Below are 22,656 nucleotides of genomic sequence, written 5' to 3'. Positions count from 1 at the left end.
CATGAAAGAAAACCATAAAGCAAGCAAAAATCAACTATCCACCCCTGTTTCCGGCCCATCCAATCGCCCATCCACTCGCCCGGAGTTTGGCGGCGAGAAAGTGCCGGAGACATCGGAGGTTTCTAAAACAAAGGGAGGCGGCTCTATCCCCTTACAGGGGATAGCATCCCACTCGGCGGCGGCGCGCCCCGTCAAGTCCAAGAACACCAAATTGACCCGCCAGCAACTGGAGGAAATCGAGGCGCGCTTATCCGCCCGTGACCATGCTGTTTTGCAGGCCATCCGCAAATACCGCTTTCTCACCTCCACGCAGATTGGGCGGCTATACATCACGGATTGCAGCACCAAGACCTCTCAGACCCGGCAGCAGAATCTTCTGCTCCAGCGGCTCAGCGGCCACGGCCTTATCCGTCCGCTGGAGCGCCGGGTAGGAGGTTACGGCGGCGGCTCCACGGTACAGGTCTGGCATCTCACCGAGGCGGGACAGCGGCTGCTCGTCCTGCACGACCCCGACACGCAGCCCCGCAAACGGTTCTCCGAGCCGTCCGCGCTGTTCCTGCACCATACCCTCGCCATTGCCGAGTGCGCGGTTCAGCTTATCTGCCTCTGCCGGGACAGCGAAGACCTCTCGCTGGAGCTGGTAGACGCGGAACCCTCCTGCTGGCGGAAGTACCGTGATGATAACCGTACCTGTTACTTGAAGCCAGACCTCTTTGCGGTCACAGGTTATGACGGCTACGAAGACCGGTGGTTCATTGAAATGGATCTGGGCAGCGAGTCCATGCCGCAGGTGTTGGAAAAATGCAATACGTATCTCCGCTATTACTACACCGGGTTGGAACAGAAAGCCACCGAGATGTTCCCGCTGGTGGTGTGGATCGTAAAGGACAGCCAGCGCAAGGAAAACTTAAAAGCCTGTATCCGGGAGAGCTTACAGGGACACCCCAAAATGTTCCTTGTGATTACCCCGGACGAACTGGAGAAGATGCTCCGCCAGTTTATTGACACCAAGGAGCTCTGCTGATAGAGATTTGCGGTATGTAAGTGGCGGACTTCAAAGCCTGCCCGCTTACATACCGCAAGCCCCCAATTCCCAAAACAAACCAATCTGCCCCGTAAGGGGTACCAGAAATATCAACTTTAATCACAGGAAGGAGGAAAATCATCTTGCGGTAAGTCACCGCACCCTCGCCGGGAGGCTCTCGGCAGCACCTTAACAAGCAAGGAAAACCACAACAGCGTGGCCGCGATGTGCGCAAAATCTCTGCGTGCATCGCAGAGCCAGCGTGCATACGCGCCAGCAAAAGGAGGCGAGTATGTAAAAATGTTCAGCAACAAATTCGGGATCGAGATCGAGTTCACCGGCATCACCCGGGAACAGGCGGCGGAGGCCGCCGCGAAGTTCCTGGGCGGATCGCTGCGGGTGGCCGGCGGGTACTACGGTACTTATGAGGTCGTTACCCCGGACAGACGTATCTGGAAGTTCATGTCCGATGGCAGCATCAATTGCCAGAAAAAACAGGGCAGCCGGATCGTCAATGCCGAAGGCAGCTACAGCGTGGAGCTGGTCAGCCCTGTCCTTACCTACCGTGAGGACATCGCTGCGCTCCAAGGGCTTGTTCGCCGTCTCAAAAAGGCCGGGGGCTTTGCCAACGACTCCTGCGGCATCCATGTCCATCTGGACGGCGGCAACCATACGCCCCGGAGCTTGTGGAACTTTGTGAACCTCGTTGCCTCGCGCAACGATCTGTTCTACAAAGCTCTCCAGATTCCTGCGGAGCGGATGCGCTACTGCAAAAAGATGGACGCCTATATGGTACAGAAGTTGAACGAGGTCAAGCCCAGGACATTTGAGGCCATCGAGCAGGTTTGGTACAGCCAGTATCATGGAATCCGCGATACGCACTACCATGACAGCCGCTACCACTTTCTCAATCTGCACAGCTTCTTCCACGGCAATCACACCGTGGAGCTGCGGGGCTTCAACAGCACGCTCCACGCCGGAAAGGTGCGGGCCTACATCGTGTTCGCCCTGGCGATGAATCACCAGGCGCTGACACAGAAGTACGCCAGCTACCGCAAGGTACAGTCCGAGAACGAGAAGTTCGCCATGCGAGTCTATCTCGTCCGCATCGGGCTCTCCGGCGACGAATTCAAAAGCTGCCGCCAGCACCTCTATGAGCACCTAGACGGCAACGCCGCCTGGCGTTACGGCTCCAAGGAGAATTGCAGAAGCAGGAGGAGGCGCTCCGATGAAGCATAGAAAATGGAAGCGCAGGCTGAAATATCTACTGCTGAAACTTTCCCTCATCCCACCCATTGACAGTGCTTACGTCGATCTGGAATATGTATATTACCAACCGATGCGGCACGAGATCATGGTGGAACTGCCTGTTTCCCTGTCCGGGGAAGATATCGACGAAATCATGAGCAAGGCGCTCTGCGGCGGTATCCTCCGCTGGTGCAAAGAGGTGACAGCACAGGGGCAGTACCCCGGCAAGCTGGTCAGTGAACAGCTTTCTCGGAACGGGACGCTGCTTCTGCGGGACAACGCCAACACAGTTCATGAATTGACGCTGCAGAAACTGCTGAACGGTTTCCGTCAATATCTGATTGCCGGTGGGAATGTAGATCGCAATGAACAGGGCCAAATCGACATCCGCGATATCGATTATGAAGCGTCGGACGCCATTATCCAATACGCCCTGTTCGGAACAATTCACTATGAGTGAGGAGGCAGGTATATGTGGCATGAAGGAGTGATCGCCGTCCCGAGTGAAGACGGGAAATATATCAAAATCCACTATTGGGTCAAGGCTTATGACGAGCCGAGCAAAATCTATGGCATCGACGGCGGACGGATCAGCAAGCTCTCACTGAAGCAAAACGGCGAGTTTGCGGCGAATTATGACCGTGGCTGGGACAAACGCCCCGCCACGCCCGAAGCCGAAGCCGCCTACGCGATCCTGTTGAAAGAATACAACTGAGGAGGAACATACCATGTTGAAAGAAAATGGAAAACTCTACATCGCTTACGGCTCCAATCTCAATCTGGAGCAGATGAAACACCGCTGCCCTACGGCGAAGGTGGTGGGCACCGCCCATCTGGAGGGCTGGAAGATGACCTTCCGGGGGAAGGGTAACGGTGTCGCTACCATTGAACCCAGCGAGAACGACAGCGTCCCCGTCCTGATCTGGCGCATTATGCCCCAGGACGAACAGGCGCTGGACGTCTACGAGGGCGCCCCCAGCTTCTACCGCAAGGAAACGATTCCGGTGGAACTGAACGGCGAGACCGTCCAGGCGATGGTCTACATCATGAACGACGGTCATCCGCTCTCGTCCCCCAGCAAGGGCTACTATGCCACCATTCTGGAGGGCTATCAGAGCGCCGGGTTTGACCCCGCTGTTCTGAAACGCTACGCCGACGCGACGAAAAAGGAGGAACGCATTATGACGGACACCATCCGCGAGCAGATCATGGCCATCCGCGACAGCGGCGAAACCAATATGCTGGATACCCGCATGGTACAGGTCATCGCCAACCGCGAGGGCTACTACGAACTGGTGTGCTTCATCGAAGACCACCGCCGGGAGTATACCCATTTCATTTTCACCGGCGAAGAAAGCTGAGGTGAACTGTTATGACGATTGTTTATAACGTCACCGGCAGCGAGCGCAAATGGCTGGCGAAGGCGCTCGGGGCAATGTTGCTCTGGGAGCCGGTCTACGCCGGAGCGCCCAGCTTCGCCTACAAGGTCGGTAACTACACCGTGGACAAAAACGGCGCGATCACCTGTCCGGCTTCGACCACACAGGAGATTATCGGCCAAATCATCGCCAAACTTAAGGAGGAGGGCTTTACCCCGGCATCCGTTGAGGGGGACGCGCTTTCCGTTTCTCTGCCGTGTAATCTGTTCACGCCGGAGGCGCTGGATCGGCTGCGGGAGATCATCGGCGGCAAAGCGCCGCTGTTCCGCAGGGCGTTCCAGAACGAGCACATCTCCTTTGAAATCGAGGGGGACAAGCTCTGCTTCCCGTGGTTCCATCTGCACGGCCTGGACGGCGAGGCGGAGGCTTACAGCCGCTTTATCTGCGCCCTCGGCAAGATGGCGCGGGAGCGGCGGCGCATTACCGCGAAACCCTATACCGGCGCCAACGACAAGTTCGCCATGCGGCTGTTTCTCGTACAGCTTGGGCTGAAAGGCCCGAAGTACAAACAGACCCGGAAGATTCTTTTGATGAACCTCTCCGGCAACAGCGCGTGGAAGAATGGTGCGCCAGAAGAACATCGGGAGGAGGAATCCGAATGAACGGTTTTCCAAGCAAAGAAACGGTGGAGCGTTTGCGGAAGACGTATCCCGAAGGCACACGGGTGGAGCTCGTCTCGATGAGCGACCCCTATGCCAAGCTGAAGCCCGGAGACCGGGGGACAGTCTCGTTCGTGGACGACATCGGCACGGTGTTCGTCCGCTGGGCCTGCGGTTCCGGTCTCGGCGTCGCCTATGGCGAAGACCACATCCGCAAAATTTGAGTGGGCGTACCTTACCATCCCCAGCCCGTTTGGGCTGGGGATTTCCAAAATAACGAACAGGAGGTTTTGATTTTATGACAGTAAGGCAGTTAGAACAGATCGCCGCCCTTCGGGAACAGAATTATCCATACAGCTTTATTGGGCGGGAACTGACCCTTTCCCCCAATACGGTGAAATCCATCTGCCGCCGAAAGGGCTTTAGGGCATCCGGTTCGCGCAAGACCAAACGGGAGAAGACAACGGCTGTTTTGTGTAAAAACTGCCGGAAACCGCTGCCAGCGGACATACGGAGCGACGCTGTTTTCTGCTGTGAATCCTGCCGGACGGAGTGGCGGCGCAATAACCGAAAAATCGTCCGAAAATAGTCTTGACTGTTCCCGCAGGGAGAGTGATGAATGGTGTTAGGAGGTAAAAATCCATGAAGATAACAGAATTGCCCGCGAAGCCAAAGGAACGGCAAATTACCCGTGTCGCGGCCTACGCCCGTGTTTCGTCCGATAAGGACGCCGCTTTCCATTCACTGGAGGCGCAGACGGAATACTATGAACAGTATGTTGTCACTCATCCGGGCTGGCAGCTTGTTGGGATTTACTCGGATAACGGGATTTCCGGGACGATCATCAACCGCCCGGAGTTCCAGCGGATGCTGCAGGACTGCCGGGACGGAAAAATCGACCTTGTGGTCACCAAATCCGTGACCCGGTTCGCCCGGAACACAGTGATCCTGCTGGAGACGATCCGTGAATTGAAACGGCTGGGTGTTGATGTCTATTTTGAAAAAGAGGATATGCACTCTATCAGCCCGGACGGTGAACTGCTGGTCACGCTCCTCGCCATGTATGCCGAGGAGGAGGCCCGTTCCGCCAGTGAGAACCAGCGTTGGCGAATCGTCAAGCGGTTTGAAAACGGCGAGCCGTGGGTTGGTAAAATGCTCGGCTACAGGCTGGAAAATTGCCAGTTGGTCGTTGTGCCGGAGGAGGCTGAGGTTGTCCGGCAGATTTTCTCGGATTACCTTTCCGGCCTTGGACAAGCCAACATCGCTAAAAAGCTGAAACTACAGGGTATCTCTCCGGCCAGCGGCAATACCTGGTCAAGGACATCTATACGCGCTATCCTCATGAACGAAAAATATACCGGCAGCATGATTCTGCAAAAGACCTACCGCAAGGATTTCAGAAGCAAAATAACCCTAAACAATCATGGGGAGAGGCGAAAATACTATGTAGAACACAGCCACGAGGCTATCATAGACCAGGAGACATTTGATCTGGTGCAGGCGGAAATGGCGCGGAGGGCCGCGAGACACAACCATACCCCGAGAACGGCTCAAAGCGAGCCGCACCTGTTCTGTGGTATCCTGCAGTGCGGTCTCTGTGGGCATCGCTATAAGCATTATCGTACCAACGCAAAGAAATACGACAAATCAGTATGGGTGTGTCCAAGTTACTACTCAATGGGTAAGGACATCTGTCCAGCGCAGAAAATCCCGGAGGACATTTTGATTGAAAAAACGATGGAGGTATTGGGCATAGCTTCGTTGAACCGGGAGATTCTGCTGGAGCAGGTACGGCAGATTATCGTCCCCGAGCACAATCGGCTGCGATACATTCTGCGGGACGGCACGGTGGTTGACACTCAGTGGCAGCACCGCTCCCGCAGTGAGAGCTGGACGGACGAGATGAAAGAATCTGCCCGCCAGAGGACGCTTGCCCGGAACAAAAAGGAGGAAAAATGAGCACAGAGCGCAAAGTTACAATTATTGAACCAATTTCCCAGAAGATAGCTGCGGAAAGCACCGCTCTGCCGGAAAAGCTGCGCGTTGCCGCCTATGCCCGTGTTTCTACGGAGCAGGACGAACAGCAATCCAGCTATGAGGCCCAAGTGGACTTCTATACCCGCTACATCCAGAGCAACCCCAACTGGGAGTTTGTATCCGTATTCGCAGATGAGGGCATCACCGGCACTAACACGAAGAAGCGGGATGGCTTTAATCTGATGATTCAGAAAGCCCTGAACGGAGAAATTGACCTTATTCTTACAAAATCTATCTCCCGTTTTGCCAGAAACACCGTGGATACGCTTCAGACGGTACGGGAGCTCAAGGCCGCCGGTGTGGAAGTGATCTTTGAAAAAGAAAACCTACATACTTTCGACCCTAAATGCGAGGTGATGCTCACCATCATGAGCTCGCTGGCACAGGAGGAAAGCCGGTCTATCAGTGAAAATATCCGCTGGGGCAAGCAGAAAAATATGCGGGACGGCAAAGTCACTATGGCGTATTCCCATTTCCTCGGCTACCGTAAAGGTGAAGATGGCCGCCCGGAGATTGTGGAGGAGGAAGCGGAAATCGTCCGTCAAATCTACTTAATGTTCCTGTCTGGCAAGACCATCCGCCAGATCGCGGAGCACCTTACCCGCCAAGGCATACCAACGCCATCCGGCAAAGTGAAGTGGTCTGTCAGCACGGTGAAAAGCATCCTGACTAATGAAAAATATAAGGGCGACGCTCTGTTGCAGAAAACTTATACGGTGGACTATCTCACCAAGGAAGTCCGCAAAAATGACGGCGCAATGGCGCAGTATCTGGTGGAAAACTCCCATGACCCGATCATTGAGCCGGAGGTTTTCGATACGGTGCAGGAAAAACTGAAACGGCACTGTGCGAACAGAAGCAAAATCCGCAGCAGCCACCCGTTTGCAAACCGAATCATCTGCGGCGATTGCGGCGCTTTCTACGGCCACAAGGTCTGGCACAACCGTAGCAATACTGAGCGGTACGATGTTTGGTACTGTAATCATCGATATCGCCAAGGCGAAACCTGCCAGACGCCCTTTCTCCGTGAAGATGAGATCAAAGCAGCTTTTTCGGCGGCGCTGTCGAAAAAAAGTGGCGTCAAGGCCGAGTACAGTGAACAGCAATGGCGCTCACTGGTAGATACGGTCATAGTTTATCCCGGTTTCCGATTTATCTTCCATCTAAACGACGAATCTGAAATTGAGGTCATTCTCGCCAAATAACCGCCCCTTACGCACCTTATTCCAAAAGCGTCGCAATTCTTGCGGCGCTTTTTCGTGAAAACAAAACAACGGTATTATGATATAATAAATATATGGCAAATTCAGATTTCTTAAGGCAGAATTCAAATCAACATATAATCAAGAATTCAAAATCACGAAAAATGGATAAAGACATCATTGTTGCCACAAATAATACGATTGATGTGCTTAGGCTTAAATATCCGAATTTAGAGTTCTCTTGGAAAAAGACATTGCGCGTTGCAGATATAATTGCGATGCTTTCGCGGCAATATCCAGAATACGCCAATATATTTGGAAAACCACTGGAATCAAGTTTCATTTCACCAGACGGCGGTTTTTTATTTGCTATGAATAAGCAGGGGCAACGACGCCTCATTTTGGTTTCAGAAGTGAAACGTCAGGGGACAAATGATGCCCGAGAAAAAGAGGGTTTAAAGAAACAAGCATTGGGAAATGCAATTGAAAGGCTTGGCAAGAACTTGATTGGGATTCGTGCCATCTTTAAGAACGAGGGAGTTCTTCCATTTGTGTGCTTTGGGCATGGATATGATTTTATACCCGGCTCATCCATCCTGGACCGAGTATTGACCATGAATGAGTTCTTTCCATTGAATAAAATATTTGTAGAAAAGAATTATCTCCCATTTGAGCCAGTTACAATGCTTTTTAGATATGAGGAGTGGACTGTAGAGGAAATGGAAAAATATTTATTGCTAATCGCCGAAAAAGCAATCCAATATCGGTTCAATGGCTAAAACTTTTTAATCAGCCACAGCAACTCTTTGACTTTGCTATTTCGGTTACATAAATTTCTGGAGCCTCTATATGTGTTGTAATCTTGCTCTAAAAGTCTCCAACTCCCGTGCCTTTCGATTATCCCCTTAAAAACTTCGAATGGGACAATTCCCTCGTTATTGTAGGATATGAGGACATATTTTGCCTTTGTATTTGCAATCAAATCTTCGAAGGCTTCTTCAGCAGGCTTTTGTTTGTTGTAGGCGGATCGCTGCCAATCTAATACTATCCCGCTAACTCCATTTTGTATTTCTACAGGCTTCCCGCCATTGATGATATTAAGCATAAAATAATTTGAACCATATGGATGTTGATTATACGGTGGATCGTAGTATGCCAAATCAACCGGCGGAAGCTCTTTTACGAGTTGATTTGTATCGGTGCAGAAAATGATTGTTTTATTAGACACCTTAGAGAAACACGGCATTTCAAGCCATATGTCCCCTTTTATTCTCTCTATCGCATTCTCTCCCGCACCACCAAAATGTCCTATTCCATTTTTCTTATGAAATCCCTTAAATACTCCAGAAGTATTGTTATGTATAGACGCTTGGACAATGAGTTCTGCAAGGCAAAAAACACGCAAATCCTTATCTATTTCAGTATCAATTAAATGTCTGATATTATCAATTGCCAGAGCATTATTATGAGTATAGAAAACTCTCTCACCCAACTGGATATCATCATCATTTTTTGGAGCATAATTTTGTGAAATGAAATACGGAGATTTAGTTGGTGATAGACGATTTTTGTTGAGGTAATCAATGGATTTTGATAGGCGATCCATATCAACGACTTCGGAATTAGATAAAAAAGCGGTATTTACCGTTTTAGAATATTGCTCAAAATCATTTACATATAGAGTAGTTGTGTGCTGCTTTAGGAGTCTGGACACCACACCGCTGCCAGCAAAACCATCGAATGCCGTTATTCTATCAGATCCAAGTTCTTTCTTTACTATTTCGACAGCGGAATTAATGAATGGGAGTAGTTTTCTCTTATTGCCTAGATAAGTAATCAGATGAGTGGAAAAATAAGAATCATTAAAATCAATGCTATTCTGATTCCATAGATAATGCGTATCTTCGTTTGCCACTCATATAATTTTACCACAAAGCCAAAAACAAACAAGTATACGCAAAAACGAAGCTTCAGATGAAATTGTCATCTATTTCTTGGGTAGCGCACCAATCTCAATCCTGCTGCACTATTTTTTTGCACCAAAAACAAAAAATAGCCGGTCAAAACTGGTGCAACCAGCTCACTTCGACGTTTCTGCGGATAATCACGCGCTCACTTTTGGGTGCATAACTCGGCCTTCTACGCTCCCGGCAGTAACGAAAACTGGTGCAAAAAAGCGGGACACCCCCGGTTTAACGGGGGTGTCCCTAAACTCGATGTGACACCACTATGTTCTCCACAGTGACGTCCTAATATGGTGCGGATGGGGGGACTTGAACCCCCACGTCCTTGCGAACACTAGCACCTGAAGCTAGCGCGTCTGCCATTCCGCCACATCCGCATATTTTGTTTTTCGTTTGAAAGTGGTGCGAGTGACGGGACTTGAACCCGTACGTCGATTGACACACGCCCCTCAAACGTGCCTGTCTACCAGTTCCAGCACACTCGCATTCTCTTTTGCGTCGTGTCGCATCACTGTCAGCGACGGATAGTATTATAGCAAAAAGAAACAATTCTGTCAAGATGTTTTGTCCAATCTATTTGATTAAATTGGTTCTGGTGTTTCTACGTGCTATGAGTCGATGCAAAAGAACAAGTACTGCTTTCAAAAGAAAAACAGTACTTGTTTCTTGGTACAGTTGAGCAATCCAAATCCGAACCTGTTTTCTGATCGGCCAATGCGGTTTTGAGGTCATCAAAAGTGATGGTCGTTGTTCCTTCTTTGTAGTTGAAGGTTATCACCATTTTGCATCGTACAGAAAAATAGTGTTGATAAAAGTGTCAATCAGCATCTTGCGGTGGGACTTCTGCCGCACATCCAGCTTGCGGAAGCGTTGGAGCCAGAAGGTCATTAATTCGGCGCTGACCTTGGGCTTCGCCAGCTTCTCGCAGGCAATCTTGGTTTCCAGTTTCTCTTTCGTGGCTTCCAGTTTTTCCAGACGGCCTTTTGTGGGCTTAGTCAAAATCCCCTGCTGGATTGCGTTCAGCAGGTTTTGAATGGCCGTGTCCGCGTTTCTACGCATTTCAAAGCCGTTCTAGCCGTCAGTGTAAGGAATCATATTACCGTAGTGCGGACACGCCGCCAGCAACCGCATAGTACTTCGCTTTTGGGTCTGAAATGCGTAGACATATACTGATTGGTGAGCGCAAGCAGCTTTCTGCTTGCACCCACTTGGTTACTGCACAGCAAAACCGGGGAATGACGTCAAGGGCGCGAAGCGTTCATCTTGACCCTTGCACGGCATTCCCCGGCTTTGCTATTTCTTCGTAAAAGCTTGCATCAATTTACTTTGCAAACGGCCTTTTATATATGGGTCTACCTGCTTATGGGGCTGCCCGTTTTCATCGACCATTGTCCGCAAACACAGCTTGTTGATATAAGCATCATGGTGCTGCAAAATCTGTTCCATTGCATCGGCCACTCCTGCGCGGGCTGCCTCGATAACGGATAGAAGCGGTAGGTGCTTGTATTTGCCGCTTGATTTTTTCGTGCCAGTTTCTCCATCAGTTGTTCCTGCATATTCCGCAAAACACTTGTACGGCGGCGCTGAATGGCACTTCTGGAACAGCACATCCTCCTGCCAATTTCTCGGTCGTTCAGTTCCAGCACAAAGCGCTAAATCAAAAGTCGTCGCTCTGACTGCGGTAGCTTCTCAATGATATTTGCAACTGCTCATTGCTGATTTGCAGGGTACAACCATCCGCTGAAAAGGTTATGTAATCGCTGGGGTACTAGTCTGTCGTGCAGATGTCATCTAAAATCGGCTGCGGCAAATGATTCAGAGATACCAGCCATTTGTTTTGATAGGGAAATTCCCGAAAACGGTCCAGCATTGCATGGCGCAGTACAACTTTACAGAAGGAGTCAAAGAGGTGGCGCTCCGCAGTATCTTCATAGACCATCATGGAACTCTCCTTTGCATAACGGCTGCAAACGGTCAATTCTCCCGGCTTGAATATCTGAAACATGCTGCTTTATTTTTTCTTCAGGCCAGTCCCACCATTTAATTTGTAGTAAGGCTGCGATGGTATCATCCGAGAAGCGTTTGCGGATCGGCTTAGCAGGAACACCTCCAACAATGGTGTACGGGGGTACATCTTTTGTTACGACGGCGCGAGTGCCGACGATTGCTCCATCTCCAATGGTAACACCAGACAGAATCACTGCCTCATATCCAATCCACACATCGTTGCCAATGATAATATCGCCTTTGTTATCCCATGCGCTCGTTATGTTCTGGACATCCAATCCCCATTCCTCAAAAAAGATCGGGAACGGATAGGTGGACAAAGATGCTTGTGTATGGTTGGCGCTGGTGAACAAAAACTTTGCCCCGCAGGCGATAGAACAAAATCTTCCAATGATAAGTTTGTCATGGTTGATCGGATAGTGGTACAGTACATTGTTCTTCTCAAACTGCTGCGGGTCATAGACGAAGTCGTTATACATGGTAAAGTCCCCGACAAGGATGTTGGGATTTTTGATGACATTTTTCAGATAAACGGTTTCGTGGTCGTTGGTGCGAGGATAAATGTTCTCTGGATTCATGACTTTCCCTCATCTCGAAGTTACGAGAACTCGTATCTCTCAATCTGTGAAAAATGGTTGTTCTCCACATAGTAAACAGCGTGTTCCTTTGCTGAATAAACAAAAGAAACTCTGGTAGCCCAGAGCCCTTCCTGTCGGACGGTTTGAAGTACAGAAAACGCATCGGTGACAGTAAACTGCTTTCCGTAAGTGTTCAGAAGTTGAGCGGCTCTTTCGTATCGGTCATCTCCCGGCACAAGAAAGGGCATTGTGCTTTCGGGGGCAAGGACAGAGTAATTGGTAATCAGCGAGTAACGCCCATGATCTTCTCGCCAGCCAATACCCGGTTCAACGATCAGGGTACGACCCTGCCGATCGGACAGCATGGCCTGCATGGTGGCATCCGGAGCATAGACGATCTTCCGTTCCCGCACGATTTGTAGTGCATCGTCAAAGCTGATTTTTGCCTGCACAAACTGTTCTGTCAGGTCTGCGATTGTCATGCAGTTTTCGGAATTCTGATAGGCCCCTTCTGGGTTTCCGTGAACATACAACAAGGTTCCGACATTTCCGTTGCGGTTCACGCCGTGATAGGAATGACGCACCCCATCGGGCCGTAGGATGCCGATATAAAAGCGGTCTTTTTCTGTTATGATTTTGTGATCCCATACGGCAAGGTCAATCTCAAAATTAAAGCCGGTGATGGTATCGTCACCTCGGTAGACAAATCGAGTACACATGGTCTTTTCCTCTCTTGTGATGTATTTGTTATTCTTATCGTACTGCCGATACGAACACTTTTCCATCCACCAGACAATACAGAATCGATCTGTATCAAACAAAAAGCAGGGGCTGCATTTCTGCAACCCCTGCCGGTTCATTTCTGATAAATGATTTTACGAATGGCCGATACGGACAGGAAGTATTTTTCCGCTAACGTCCCCATAGAGATTCCGTTCTGAAACTCCTCTACGATTTGGCGGTTTCGTTGCTGCAATTCCTGCCGGTAGCCCGAAGCTTCTCCCCATCGTTTTTGCTGCGCTTGATCGGCGGGGACATAAAGATAGCCCCCTTGAATATAGTTTTGCAATTCCTTGACCAGCGCATCGGGAAGAAGATTTTTTGCATTGATGTATTTCATGCAGGCTTCCTCCTTGAAATGATCGTCAAGCAGCAAAGCCAGCATATTGATTATGCGACGATTTTTACTCCATGCAAACGTCGCAATCCACTGGCTTTGCATGGAGCCGCACTTCGTTGAGTTTTGTCATTTGACACCACTTCTTTCTGTTTCATAGCATCTTTATCATACCACGCAACTTGAAATCGCTCAATGACTTTTTGTAAATAAAGGAAGGGGATGTGAGATTTTGTAACAGGATTTGAAAGAGTATGGTGGAAGGCACAAAGCCTCCGACGGATTGACAGCAGCAATGTGACCGGTAACTTGAAGCTGACAGCCCGGATGGAGGGATTTTTTGGCCGAAGGAAAAAGCTAATCAATAACACCACCATACCACAACATCAGATCGAGGCGATAGCCCGCTGCCTTTTACCTGACATTTTGCATTTCTATGAAAGCGAGGAAGGGCAGAAGGAGTTTGCAAAATGGAAACAGCATCCTAAAGCGAAGAGGCGGGAGAGCAAGACAGAGTTGTGAATGAGCTTATTTCTGAACGTGAGCAAGCTGTGCGCATAGCACAAATATATAAGAACGAGATTGAGCGAATTGAAATAAGTGACGAAGATATACAGCATTTGCATAATACAGTTGAGAAGCTTCTGGAAATCTTAAAAGTTATGAACCAAAATGATCCAATAGAAACCTTTGAGCAAATAAAAGAATTGATTCGTGTAGACACCCTCAAGGCAATTCAATTATCGGGCTTTAATTACAAAGCAGCGATTGGTGAACCGTTAACTCAACTTTGTGCAAACGCCATTTTATCAAAATCAAAAGGTGCTACTACAGGCGGTCAGAATAGAAGAAAATGATAAAATGCGGTGGTATCAGCAAGGTACCACCGCATTTCATTACAACATTTTATTTTCCGTCATCCTCTTGGCTTAGATGTAGGTTTCCGTTTCACCCCATTGCGGAAATGGGTGTCCTCATAACGCTCGAAAAAACAAATAATCCGAACCCATTTCCTAGTGGAAACAAGTTCGGATTATATTGGCTTGGTGCGGATGGGGGGACTTGAACCCCCACGTCCTTGCGAACACTAGCACCTGAAGCTAGCGCGTCTGCCATTCCGCCACATCCGCATATTTCATTTTGTTGCTTGAAGGTGGTGCGAGTGACGGGACTTGAACCCGTACGTCGATTGACACACGCCCCTCAAACGTGCCTGTCTACCAGTTCCAGCACACTCGCATTCTCTTTCGTATCGAGTCGCCTCACTGTCAGCGACAAATAGTATTATATCCAAGAAAATCCGTCTTGTCAACACATTTCCTCAAAAAAATAAATTTTTTTGGGGCTGCAAAACAGCCCCAAAAGATCAGCGGGCAGCACGCCACTTGATCAGCTGTGCGGCGATGGAGACGGCAATCTCCGCAGGAGTCTGTGCGCCGATCTCCAAGCCGATGGGGGTGACGATGCGCCGCTGTGCGGCATCGGAAAACCCTTCCTGCGCTAGGGTGTAAAACAGCGTTTCCCGTTTGCGGCGGCTACCCATCAGGCCGATGTACGAGGCAGACGTTGACAGGGCATAGCGTACCGCGTCCGCATCGCCCTCGTGGCCGCGCGTCATGATACAGAAGGCATCTGCTTCGGTGGGATACAATGTGCCGTTAAGTGTCTCGGCAAGTTCGTTTAGGGGAACGGTCAGTGTGTGCTCTGCGTGCGGGAAACGTGTCGGGGAGCAGAAGTCTACACGGTCGTCGATGACAATGTGTCGGAAGTCCAGCCGGTGCAGCAGCGCGCATAGCTCATGCGACACATGGCCGCCTCCGATGACGAAGACCCGTCCTGCGTCGGTCAGAGGCACGCATAGCGAATCTTTGCCATGCAGCGATAAAACAGTCGGCCGGGGAGGCAGTGTGCTGTCCTGCGCGATATGAGGCGCAGAGCCATCCAGCGGCAGGCACAGCCAGGCCGGCGATCTGTTTTGCAAGGCGGTAAGTGCTGCGCGTAGCGGTGCAAAATCGGTCAGTGGCGTGAACAACACTTCGGTCGAGCCGCCGCACACCATGCCCAGACTGCCTGCTTTGCGGTTGTCCAGTTCAAAGTGCTCCAGATGGCCGTGGGCAGGCTGGACAGCTGCCAGGGACAGACAACGGTGTTCGAGTAGGCCGCCGCCGATGGTGCCGCACAGCAACCTCTGTGTGCCTGCCAGCATCATTGCGCCTTCTTTGCGCGGCGTCGATCCGGTTGCGCGGGCGACCGAAACCAGCAGGACAGGGCGGCTCGCCTCGATTTCATGCAGGGCGGTGGTCAGCAGTTGCTCAAACATTCGATATCCTCCTTATCGGGTCAGCAGCAGTACGTTTTCCGGCGCGATGCCCAGCACATCGGGCAGTGCGGCCGGTTTGCGATCTTTGGGCATCCGCCACCACAAGGGTGGCGTGTTTTGGTCCTGTCCTGCGTAGCGGAACAGCAAAATCCATTCAAACGGCTCCTCCAGTTCATCCACCCATTGCACGTTGGCACGGTTGGCCGCAGCGCGTGGGTGAAAATAGTGTGCACGCAGCCCAATGGCGCATAAATTGTCTGGTACGGGATGCGCGGCGGTAAAGCGAAGTCCCCATGCGGGCGCTTCGACCGTCTGCTCGTCGATTTTGCGGGCTGGGGTAATGTTTTTGCAGCCGGTCAGACGTGCTGCGGCCTCGGTGCGCGGGTCGGCAAAAACTTCTTTGGTTGCGCCGTCACGCACGATGCGTCCATTCTCCATCACACATAGCTGACCGCACAGATGGTAGGCCTCATCGCGGCTGTGTGTGACCAGCACGGCCTGTCGTCCGTAGGAGCGCAGCAAGGACAGAAACTGTGGCTGCAGCTGGTCGCGCAGGTGGCTGTCCAGCGCAGAAAACGGCTCGTCCAGCAGCAGCAGGCGCGGCTCGTTTACCAGCATGCGGGCGAGGGCCACACGCTGTGCCTGTCCGCCGGAGAGCTGTGCCGGACGCAGCTTTTCCAGCCCTTCCAGCTGCATCATTTCGATGATGTCCCGCAGGCGGCGCTGGCGCGTGGCGGTGTTGCGCTCACGATGCAGACCGGTTAAGATGTTGCGCTCGACCGTCAGGTGCGGAAACAGGGCGTACTGCTGGAACAGATAGCCCACGCGCCGTTGCTGCGGCTTGAGATTGATGCCGCGCGCGGAGTCAAACAGTGTTTCGCCGTCCAGCACAATGCAGCCGCTGTCCGGCGTTTCCACGCCTGCGATGCATTTGAGCGTCATGCTCTTGCCGCAGCCGGATGCGCCCAGCAGGCCGGTGACGGCATTCTCCGCGTCAAAGGCGGTTTCCAGCACAAAATCCCCCAGCTTCTTGCGGATGTCCACATGCAGGCTCATACGCGGCGCAGCTCCTTTTGCCGGCATTCCAGCAGGTTGACGGTCAGCAGCACCGCTGCGGAGATCGCAAGGTTGACCAGCACCCAGAGAAAGGCGTGGGCGTCATCGCCCGTGCGCCAGAGCTGGTACACTGTGGTCGAGATGGTTGCGGTCTTGCCGGGTGTGTAGCCAATCAGCATACTGGTCGCGCCGTATTCGCCCAGCGCGCGCGCAAAGGCGAGCACCATGCCCGCGATGATGCCCTGACGGCAGGTGGGCATGCGGATGCGCCAGAAAATATAAGTGTTTGATAAGCCGAGCGTTTGTCCGGCTTGCGCAAGCGTCTGGTCAAGGGCCTCGAACGCGCCGCGCGCAGTGCGGTAGAGCAGGGGAAAGGCAACGACGGCCGCCGCAATCACGCCGCCGTACCACGTCATGACAAATTTGATGCCGATTTGATCGAGCGCGATGCCGAGCGGACGGCGAGAACCAAACAGCAGCAGAAAATAGCCCACGACCGTGGGCGGCAGCACAAGCGGCAGCGTGAGCACTACGTCGATCACGCCTTTCAGCAGGCGCGGCAGACGCAGCGCGTAATATGCCGCGGCAATGCCGGTGAAAAACACGATTACACTGCTCAGCGCCGCGATGCGCAGGGAATTGAAGAGCGGATACCAGTCCAAGGGGAACAATCACTCCTTTGGCAAACGGGGCAGTGCACACGCCCCGCCCCGTCTGTGTTGTTTAAAATCAGGAAACCGGGGAGAATCCCACGGACGCAAATACAGCCATCGCCTCGTCGGTAGACAGGTAATCGAGAAACGCCTGCGCCGCTTCCGGATGCGTCGACGTCTTGAGCACTGCGGCCGGATAGATGACCTGTCCGCACATGTTGGCGGTTGCCTCGTCAACGACAGTCAGGCCGTCGCTGAACGCGTCGGTCGCATAGATGATGCCCGCGTCCACGCTGCCCTCGCGCACCTGTGTGGTGACTTCTTTGACGTTCGTGCCATAGGTGATGCAGCCTGCGCTGGCCAGTGCGGCTTCATCCAGCCCGTAGTGGGTCAGGATTTTCTGCGTGTACTGTCCGACCGGCACGTCGCTGTTGCCCATCGCCAGCAGGATATCGCCCGCCTGCAAGTGCTGCGCAAGCGAATCAAAGCTGTCGATGCCCTTGGGGTTGCCCTCGGGCACGGCGAGCGTGACCTTGTTTTCCAGCAGGTCAAGGCGGCTGTCCGACTGCACGAAGTCCAGCCCTTCGGTGTTGACCGACGGGTCTGCTGTGGCGTCCAGCTGGTCCATCTGCTTCTGCGCCGCGGAAATGAACACATCGCAGTCCGCGCCCTCCTGAATCTGGGTCTTGAGTGTGCCGGAGGAATCAAAGTTGAAGGTCAGCGTCACATCGGGCGCGGCGGCCTTGTAGTCCTCCGCAATCTGTTCGAGCGTTTCGGTCAGGCTGGCCGCTGCGAACACAATGAGTTCGGTTGGCTCACCGCTGTCCGCGTTTGCCGAAGCATCCGTCCCGCCACTCGTCGAGCAGGCGGTCAGGCTGATCGACATACACGCGGCAAGCAGCCCTGCAAGTCGTTTTTTCATGGTGATTTTCTCCTTTGTCCCGTCTTTCAGGGACGTTTTATTTTCAACCCACCGGTTTTACGGCGCGGTCGAAGCAAAAGTCAGCGGGCACAGTCCATCCGCTCGCCGCGCAGCAGCGCGTGCGCGTGCGGAAGCTGGTCCAGAAAAACGTCCATGCACTCCATGCAGGCCTTGGGGCTGCCGGGCAGATTGATGATAAGCGTCCGGCCGCGGATGACCGAAACCGCGCGTGTCAGCATCGCGCGCGGGGTGATGCGCAGACTGGCCGCGCGCATGGCCTCCGCGATGCCGGGCGCGAGTCGCTCGGCAGCGTCCAGCGTTGCCTCTGGCGTGAGGTCGCGTGGGGAAAAGCCCGTGCCGCCCGTGGTCAGAACCAGGTCGGGCTGGCGCTGGTCGGCCAGCCGAATAAGTTCTTTGGTCAGCCCTTCGCGGCCATCGGGCAGAACAAGCTGTTCGAGAATCGCATAGCCTGCCTCTTGCAGCCGCCGCGCGACGGCGGGGCCGCTTTCGTCCTGTCGCTCGCCCGCCGCGCAGCGGTCGGACAGGGTGATGACCGCCGCCTGCAAGGGCAGCGGCGATTCTCGCGGCTGGACGGTCATTTCGTCGCCGGTTGCAATGCGACCGCCCTCAAGCACGCGGGCGAAAATGCCCTCACGCGGCATGATGCAGTCGCCCATCTTTTGAAAGATGGCGCAGTGGTGGTGGCAGGCTTTGCCGATTTGCGTCACTTCCAGCAATACGTCGCCGCAGCGCAGCAGTGTGCCGACCGGCAGCGTGCGAAAGTCGATGCCCTCGCCCACCAGATTTTCCCCGAACGCGCCAGGGGAGACATCCGCGCCGCGCGCATTGAACGCGGCGATTTCGTCCGCAGAAAGCAGGCTGACCTGTCGGTGCCAGTCGCCCGCGTGCGCGTCGCCTTCCAGACCGTGGTTTGCCACAAATAGCGCCGCGCCGCGGTCCTCCTTTTGTACGCCGCGCACCGCACTGGTGCACACGGCGAGTACCTTTCCCATATTATCCTCCGATTTGGTTCATGGATTTGTGTTCCGTGATGTTTTCTCGCTGATTGAAGCAGTGCGCGGCGGGTTTTTGCAAAATTGCTTCGCGGAACGCATCTCGCAGCGCGGCATCATCCGCGCCGCCGCGCAGCAGAGGGCGCAGCTCCACGCCTTGCTCATAGCACAGGCAGGGCTTGAGCAATCCGGTGCTGGTCAGCCGCAGACGGTTGCAGCGGTCGCAAAAGCCGTGGCTGACCGCGTCAATCAGCCCGATACAGCCCTGCATACCGGGCGCGCGAAAATACCGCGCAGGTCCATTGCCGCGCGGCTCGTTTACCGGCTTTAGCTGGGGCCAGTGTACGCGCAGACGGTCGAGCGCGATATCAGCGCCTGCCGTTTGGCCGGTTTGGGCCGTTCCCAGTGGCATCCGCTCGATAAACCGCACGTCCACCGGCAGCGCCTGTGTCAACTCAGCCAGCGGGATAAGCTGGTCGGCAGTTTCGGGCAGCAGCACGGCATTGACCTTGGTCGGCAGGCGCGCGGCGCACAGGCGCACGGCATCCAGCACTTCGTCGGCGGTGTGCGTGCGGCGGGTCAAGTGCTGGTACTGCATGTTGTCCAGCGTGTCTAGGCTGATGTTGACTCCGTCCAGCCTCGCCGCGCACAGCTCATCCAGCAGGGGGGGAAGCAGCAGGCCGTTGGTGGTCAGCGTGACCTGACGGACACCGCGCAGCGCTTTGAGCGCACGGATAAAACCTGTGCAGCCGCGCCGCACGAGAGGTTCACCGCCCGTGACCTTGAAGCGGTCGATGCCGAGCGAAACTGCCGCCTCTGCGACGCGCAGCAGCTCCTCATAGCGCAATAAATCATCATGCGCGGTGGGCGGCACGCCCTCGTCCGGCATGCAGTAGCGGCAGCGCAGGTTGCAGCGGTCTGTGATGGACAGGCGCAGATAGCGGATTTCTCGTCCGAATGCATCCAGCATGGTTATACGCCCTTGCCGAAGCCGCAGTTGGGGAAGTGGCATTCGGGACAGTTCAGACACAGCCCGCCATGGCCGAGACCGGCCAGCCAATCCGCCGTGACCGGCACATCAGCCAGCAGGCGAGGTAGGACGAGGTCAAAAATGGTACGTTTCGCGTACATCACGCAGCCGGGCAGGCCGCAGACCGGTCGACCGTCCGGCAGGTAGGAAACGAGGAACATTGCGCCGGGTAGCACGGGCGCGCCGTAGCTGACGATCTGTGCGCCGGATTGACGGATGGCAAGCGGAGTGCGGTCATCCGGGTCGACACTCATGCCGCCGGTGCAAAAAATCATCTGCACGCCGTCAGAAGCCATTTGTGTGATGGCGGCGGTGATTGACTCCGGGTCGTCGCCGCAAATGGCATGCGCGACCATTTCACAGCCATATTCGGCGAGTTTACATTCTAAAACAGGGGTGAACGCATCTTCAATCAGCCCTTTTGCAACCTCGCTGCCTGTGGTCACTACGCCAAAGGAGCGCGGATGGAAGGGGAGCAGCTGCAACAGCGGCGTATCGCCTGCCGTGCGGCGCGCCTGCTCCATCTTTTCCTTTTCGATGACAAGGGGGATAACGCGCGTGCCGCAGAGCTTATCGCCCTTTTTGACCGGAAAACCGCCCGCGCGGGTTGCAATCATCATTTCACCCAGCGCGTTGACCGCGCGCAGACGCTCCACATCGACTAGCAGCAGACCATCCTCGTCTGCAATCAGCTCGATTTTACCCTCTTTAGGAGCGGTTGCGTGCATGTGCGTGCCCTGGCACAGCGCGCGCAGGATTTCGGCCGCATCGTTTTCGTGCAGCATGTTCTCGCCCGCTTCCCAGATATAGATGTGCTCCTTGCCGACACTCAGCAGCACCGGAATGTCCTCCGGCTGGATGATGTGTCCCTTGCGGAACACCGCATCCTTGGTCACGCCCGGGATAATCTGGGTGATATCATGGCACAGGACCTGCCCGACGGCGTCCTGTGTGCGCATCAGTTTCATGATAAGCCTCCAACAGTAAAATGCGGATTGCAGATGCAATCCTTGCTATGGTAAAATTGTATCATATTTGAGCACGAGCAAGCAACTGCTAACCGTTCGGTCGGGGCGGGCAATGTTGCCAAAGTTTTTCGTTATATTTATAAAAGTTCAACGAAAATATGCAAATAACGTTTTATTTGATGAATAAAAGTGCATTTTGTTGGAGAATAATGTGCAGTCCAAGGTGAGGAAAGGAGGAGACGCGAATGGAGCAGCCGCTGAAGGTGCGTGCAAGCCTGCGTATCGTGCGGGAGGATAAGCTGTTTGGTCCAGGGGTGGCGCAGCTGCTGGAAGGGGTCGAAGAACTCGGTTCGCTGCGGCGCAGCGCGGCGCGCATGGAGATGAGCTATAACAAGGCGTGGAGTGTGGTGCATGGCTGCGAGGAGGCGCTCGGCTTTGCGCTGCTGGAGCGGCGCATCGGTGGCGCAGGCGGCGGCGGTGCAGTGCTGACCGAATCGGGAAAAACGCTGCTTGTGCGCTATCGGGCGTTTTCGAACAAAGCGCATGAATTGCTTGACCAAATGGCAGAAGAATATTTTTCGGATATTTTGAAAGAAAGGTGACAAACATGCAGGAACAACAGCCTTGGGTATTGGTGAGGGGCGCGGGCGATTTGGCCACCGGCGTCATTGTGCGGCTGCACCGCTGCGGCTTCCGCGTGGCAGTGACCGAATGCGCCAACCCTTCCGCCATCCGGCGGCGCGCGGCGCTGTGTGAAGCGGTCTGGCAGGGACAGACAACGGTCGAAGGCGTAACCTGCCGCCGCGTGACGAACGCAGACGAAGCGGTACGCGTCTCGCAGGCGGGCGAGGTGCCGCTGTTGGTAGACGAGCGGGCGGCGTGTGTGTCCGCACTGCACCCGGCGGCAGTTGTGGATGCAATTCTTGCCAAGCGTAATTTAGGCACCAGTCGGGAAATGGCGCCCATCACGGTTGGCCTCGGGCCGGGCTTTACCGCGGGTGAGGATGTAGACGCGGTGGTCGAAACCATGCGCGGGCATCATCTGGGGCGTGTGATTTTGCAGGGGGCGGCGATTCCCAACACGGGCGTGCCGGGGGTCATTGCGGGCTATGCTGCCGAACGGGTCATCCACGCGCCTGCGTCCGGCGAAATGGTGTTCGTGCAGGACGAAAATGGACAGACCATCGATATCGGTGCGCTGGTTCACAAGGGGCAGGAAATCGCGCGCGTCGGCGGTGTACCAGTGCTCGCTACGATAGACGGTGTGCTGCGCGGCCTGATTCGCGCGGGCTATCCGGTGAACGAAGGACTGAAAATTGCGGACATCGACCCGCGGCCTGAGCAGGTGGCCTATTGCGATACGGTGTCCGATAAGGCGCGCGCCATCGGCGGCGGCGTGGTTGAGGCACTGCTGCGACTTGCGCGGGAAAAAGGCATTCGGCTGCTGTAAACAAGAAAAGAACGGGCTGTTTGCCCGTT

29 protein-coding genes, 4 tRNA genes and 1 pseudogene are annotated in these 22,656 nt (G+C 53.9%); 16 read left to right on the top strand and 18 right to left on the bottom strand.

Going from position 1 to position 22,656, the window contains the following annotated elements:
- Window position 1 precedes the first annotated feature (1 nt).
- The 12 genes and pseudogenes from ACTQ34_RS06275 to ACTQ34_RS06220 all read left to right on the top strand — a co-directional run bounded on the left by ACTQ34_RS06275 (window position 2) and on the right by ACTQ34_RS06220 (window position 8,328).
- Complete coding sequence (locus ACTQ34_RS06275; RefSeq protein ID WP_441363019.1) at window positions 2-1,024, top strand: replication-relaxation family protein; 1,023 nt, start codon at window positions 2-4, stop codon at window positions 1,022-1,024.
- A gap of 300 nt (window positions 1,025-1,324) precedes the next feature.
- Complete coding sequence (locus ACTQ34_RS06270) at window positions 1,325-2,263, top strand: amidoligase family protein (RefSeq protein ID WP_441363018.1); 939 nt, start codon at window positions 1,325-1,327, stop codon at window positions 2,261-2,263.
- The gene (locus tag ACTQ34_RS06265) at window positions 2,253-2,732 is read left to right on the top strand and encodes a hypothetical protein (RefSeq protein WP_441363017.1); all 480 of its coding nucleotides are present in this window, start codon (window positions 2,253-2,255) and stop codon (window positions 2,730-2,732) included. Before ACTQ34_RS06270 ends, ACTQ34_RS06265 begins: the two co-directional genes overlap by 11 nt.
- Before the next feature lie 12 nt (window positions 2,733-2,744).
- On the top strand, window positions 2,745-2,987 hold the full coding sequence (locus tag ACTQ34_RS06260; protein WP_441363016.1) for a DUF7678 domain-containing protein: 243 nt from the start codon (window positions 2,745-2,747) through the stop codon (window positions 2,985-2,987).
- A gap of 13 nt (window positions 2,988-3,000) precedes the next feature.
- A pseudogene (locus ACTQ34_RS06255) lies at window positions 3,001-3,441 on the top strand (gamma-glutamylcyclotransferase family protein); the annotation flags it as partial.
- Between the two features lie 12 nt (window positions 3,442-3,453).
- Window positions 3,454-3,633 carry a DUF5049 domain-containing protein gene (locus ACTQ34_RS06250; RefSeq protein ID WP_441363031.1) on the top strand — a complete coding sequence of 60 codons (180 nt, stop codon included), beginning with the start codon at window positions 3,454-3,456 and terminating at the stop codon, window positions 3,631-3,633.
- Window positions 3,634-3,644: 11 nt separating this feature from the next.
- Entirely contained in the window at window positions 3,645-4,313 is a 669-nt protein-coding gene (locus ACTQ34_RS06245) for a virulence protein (RefSeq protein ID WP_441363015.1), read from the top strand.
- Window positions 4,304-4,534, top strand: a complete 231-nt coding sequence (locus ACTQ34_RS06240) for a DUF4314 domain-containing protein (RefSeq protein ID WP_441363030.1) — start codon at window positions 4,304-4,306, stop codon at window positions 4,532-4,534. The genes ACTQ34_RS06245 and ACTQ34_RS06240 overlap by 10 nt, the downstream gene beginning before the upstream one ends.
- Before the next feature lie 74 nt (window positions 4,535-4,608).
- Window positions 4,609-4,899: a hypothetical protein gene (locus ACTQ34_RS06235; protein ID WP_441363014.1), complete on the top strand. Its 291-nt coding sequence runs from the start codon at window positions 4,609-4,611 to the stop codon at window positions 4,897-4,899.
- A 53-nt stretch (window positions 4,900-4,952) separates the two neighbouring features.
- Window positions 4,953-6,269 (top strand): recombinase family protein, encoded by a 1,317-nt coding sequence (locus ACTQ34_RS06230; RefSeq protein ID WP_441363013.1) that lies wholly within the window; start codon window positions 4,953-4,955, stop codon window positions 6,267-6,269.
- Window positions 6,266-7,552, top strand: a complete 1,287-nt coding sequence (locus ACTQ34_RS06225) for a recombinase family protein (RefSeq protein ID WP_441363012.1) — start codon at window positions 6,266-6,268, stop codon at window positions 7,550-7,552. Before ACTQ34_RS06230 ends, ACTQ34_RS06225 begins: the two co-directional genes overlap by 4 nt.
- A 92-nt stretch (window positions 7,553-7,644) precedes the next feature.
- Window positions 7,645-8,328 carry an EcoRI family type II restriction endonuclease gene (locus tag ACTQ34_RS06220; protein ID WP_441363011.1) on the top strand — a complete coding sequence of 228 codons (684 nt, stop codon included), beginning with the start codon at window positions 7,645-7,647 and terminating at the stop codon, window positions 8,326-8,328.
- On the opposite strand, the gene ACTQ34_RS06215 is transcribed toward ACTQ34_RS06220, so the two are convergent.
- From ACTQ34_RS06215 to ACTQ34_RS06175, 9 genes are all read right to left on the bottom strand, one after another.
- Window positions 8,325-9,464, bottom strand: coding sequence for a DNA adenine methylase (locus ACTQ34_RS06215; RefSeq protein WP_441363010.1), 1,140 nt, complete (start codon window positions 9,462-9,464; stop codon window positions 8,325-8,327). The genes ACTQ34_RS06220 and ACTQ34_RS06215 overlap by 4 nt on opposite strands.
- 340 nt (window positions 9,465-9,804) lie before the next feature.
- A tRNA-Leu gene (locus tag ACTQ34_RS06210) sits at window positions 9,805-9,890 on the bottom strand.
- A gap of 23 nt (window positions 9,891-9,913) precedes the next feature.
- Window positions 9,914-9,998: transfer RNA gene (locus tag ACTQ34_RS06205), tRNA-Leu, on the bottom strand.
- A gap of 289 nt (window positions 9,999-10,287) precedes the next feature.
- On the bottom strand, window positions 10,288-10,572 hold the full coding sequence (locus ACTQ34_RS06200) for a hypothetical protein (RefSeq protein ID WP_441363009.1): 285 nt from the start codon (window positions 10,570-10,572) through the stop codon (window positions 10,288-10,290).
- A 234-nt stretch (window positions 10,573-10,806) separates the two neighbouring features.
- A complete protein-coding gene (locus ACTQ34_RS06195) occupies window positions 10,807-11,121 on the bottom strand; it encodes a helix-turn-helix domain-containing protein (RefSeq protein ID WP_441363008.1) in 315 nt (104 codons plus the stop codon).
- A 160-nt stretch (window positions 11,122-11,281) separates the two neighbouring features.
- The gene (locus ACTQ34_RS06190) at window positions 11,282-11,455 is read right to left on the bottom strand and encodes a hypothetical protein (protein ID WP_441363007.1); all 174 of its coding nucleotides are present in this window, start codon (window positions 11,453-11,455) and stop codon (window positions 11,282-11,284) included.
- Window positions 11,442-12,098: a CatB-related O-acetyltransferase gene (locus ACTQ34_RS06185; protein WP_441363006.1), complete on the bottom strand. Its 657-nt coding sequence runs from the start codon at window positions 12,096-12,098 to the stop codon at window positions 11,442-11,444. The genes ACTQ34_RS06190 and ACTQ34_RS06185 overlap by 14 nt, the downstream gene beginning before the upstream one ends.
- A gap of 20 nt (window positions 12,099-12,118) precedes the next feature.
- Window positions 12,119-12,817 (bottom strand): conjugal transfer protein, encoded by a 699-nt coding sequence (locus ACTQ34_RS06180; protein ID WP_441363005.1) that lies wholly within the window; start codon window positions 12,815-12,817, stop codon window positions 12,119-12,121.
- Window positions 12,818-12,954: 137 nt separating this feature from the next.
- The gene (locus ACTQ34_RS06175) at window positions 12,955-13,263 is read right to left on the bottom strand and encodes a CD3324 family protein (RefSeq protein WP_441363029.1); all 309 of its coding nucleotides are present in this window, start codon (window positions 13,261-13,263) and stop codon (window positions 12,955-12,957) included.
- Window positions 13,264-13,524: 261 nt separating this feature from the next.
- Between ACTQ34_RS06175 and ACTQ34_RS06170 the strand changes: the two genes are divergently transcribed.
- Window positions 13,525-13,737, top strand: a complete 213-nt coding sequence (locus ACTQ34_RS06170) for a hypothetical protein (RefSeq protein WP_441363004.1) — start codon at window positions 13,525-13,527, stop codon at window positions 13,735-13,737.
- A complete protein-coding gene (locus tag ACTQ34_RS06165; protein ID WP_441363003.1) occupies window positions 13,734-14,072 on the top strand; it encodes a hypothetical protein in 339 nt (112 codons plus the stop codon). Before ACTQ34_RS06170 ends, ACTQ34_RS06165 begins: the two co-directional genes overlap by 4 nt.
- 187 nt (window positions 14,073-14,259) lie before the next feature.
- Here ACTQ34_RS06165 and ACTQ34_RS06160 read toward each other — a convergent pair.
- The 9 genes from ACTQ34_RS06160 to ACTQ34_RS06120 all read right to left on the bottom strand — a co-directional run bounded on the left by ACTQ34_RS06160 (window position 14,260) and on the right by ACTQ34_RS06120 (window position 21,177).
- A tRNA-Leu gene (locus ACTQ34_RS06160) sits at window positions 14,260-14,345 on the bottom strand.
- A gap of 24 nt (window positions 14,346-14,369) precedes the next feature.
- Window positions 14,370-14,454: transfer RNA gene (locus tag ACTQ34_RS06155), tRNA-Leu, on the bottom strand.
- A 127-nt stretch (window positions 14,455-14,581) separates the two neighbouring features.
- Window positions 14,582-15,535 (bottom strand): XdhC family protein, encoded by a 954-nt coding sequence (locus ACTQ34_RS06150; protein WP_441363002.1) that lies wholly within the window; start codon window positions 15,533-15,535, stop codon window positions 14,582-14,584.
- A gap of 12 nt (window positions 15,536-15,547) precedes the next feature.
- Entirely contained in the window at window positions 15,548-16,591 is a 1,044-nt protein-coding gene (locus ACTQ34_RS06145; protein WP_441363001.1) for a sulfate/molybdate ABC transporter ATP-binding protein, read from the bottom strand.
- Complete coding sequence (gene modB / locus ACTQ34_RS06140; RefSeq protein WP_441363000.1) at window positions 16,588-17,253, bottom strand: molybdate ABC transporter permease subunit; 666 nt, start codon at window positions 17,251-17,253, stop codon at window positions 16,588-16,590. The genes ACTQ34_RS06145 and modB overlap by 4 nt, the downstream gene beginning before the upstream one ends.
- 67 nt (window positions 17,254-17,320) lie before the next feature.
- Entirely contained in the window at window positions 17,321-18,166 is an 846-nt protein-coding gene (gene modA, locus ACTQ34_RS06135) for a molybdate ABC transporter substrate-binding protein (protein ID WP_441362999.1), read from the bottom strand.
- 80 nt (window positions 18,167-18,246) lie between these two features.
- Window positions 18,247-19,179: a molybdopterin-binding protein gene (locus ACTQ34_RS06130; RefSeq protein ID WP_441362998.1), complete on the bottom strand. Its 933-nt coding sequence runs from the start codon at window positions 19,177-19,179 to the stop codon at window positions 18,247-18,249.
- Between the two features lies 1 nt (window position 19,180).
- A complete protein-coding gene (moaA, locus tag ACTQ34_RS06125) occupies window positions 19,181-20,149 on the bottom strand; it encodes a GTP 3',8-cyclase MoaA (RefSeq protein WP_441362997.1) in 969 nt (322 codons plus the stop codon).
- A gap of 2 nt (window positions 20,150-20,151) precedes the next feature.
- The gene (locus ACTQ34_RS06120) at window positions 20,152-21,177 is read right to left on the bottom strand and encodes a molybdopterin-binding protein (protein WP_441362996.1); all 1,026 of its coding nucleotides are present in this window, start codon (window positions 21,175-21,177) and stop codon (window positions 20,152-20,154) included.
- A gap of 245 nt (window positions 21,178-21,422) precedes the next feature.
- Here ACTQ34_RS06120 and ACTQ34_RS06115 point away from each other — a divergent pair, with 245 nt between their 5' ends.
- Window positions 21,423-21,779 (top strand): winged helix-turn-helix domain-containing protein, encoded by a 357-nt coding sequence (locus tag ACTQ34_RS06115; protein WP_441362995.1) that lies wholly within the window; start codon window positions 21,423-21,425, stop codon window positions 21,777-21,779.
- Between the two features lie 5 nt (window positions 21,780-21,784).
- Window positions 21,785-22,627, top strand: a complete 843-nt coding sequence (gene yqeB / locus ACTQ34_RS06110) for a selenium-dependent molybdenum cofactor biosynthesis protein YqeB (protein WP_441362994.1) — start codon at window positions 21,785-21,787, stop codon at window positions 22,625-22,627.
- The last annotated feature ends 29 nt before the right edge of the window (window positions 22,628-22,656 follow it).

The sequence above is a fragment of the Agathobaculum sp. LCP25S3_E8 genome (assembly GCF_052117165.1).
Lineage (GTDB): Bacteria > Bacillota > Clostridia > Oscillospirales > Butyricicoccaceae > Agathobaculum.
This window is presented reverse-complemented; position numbering and strand designations above follow the sequence as displayed.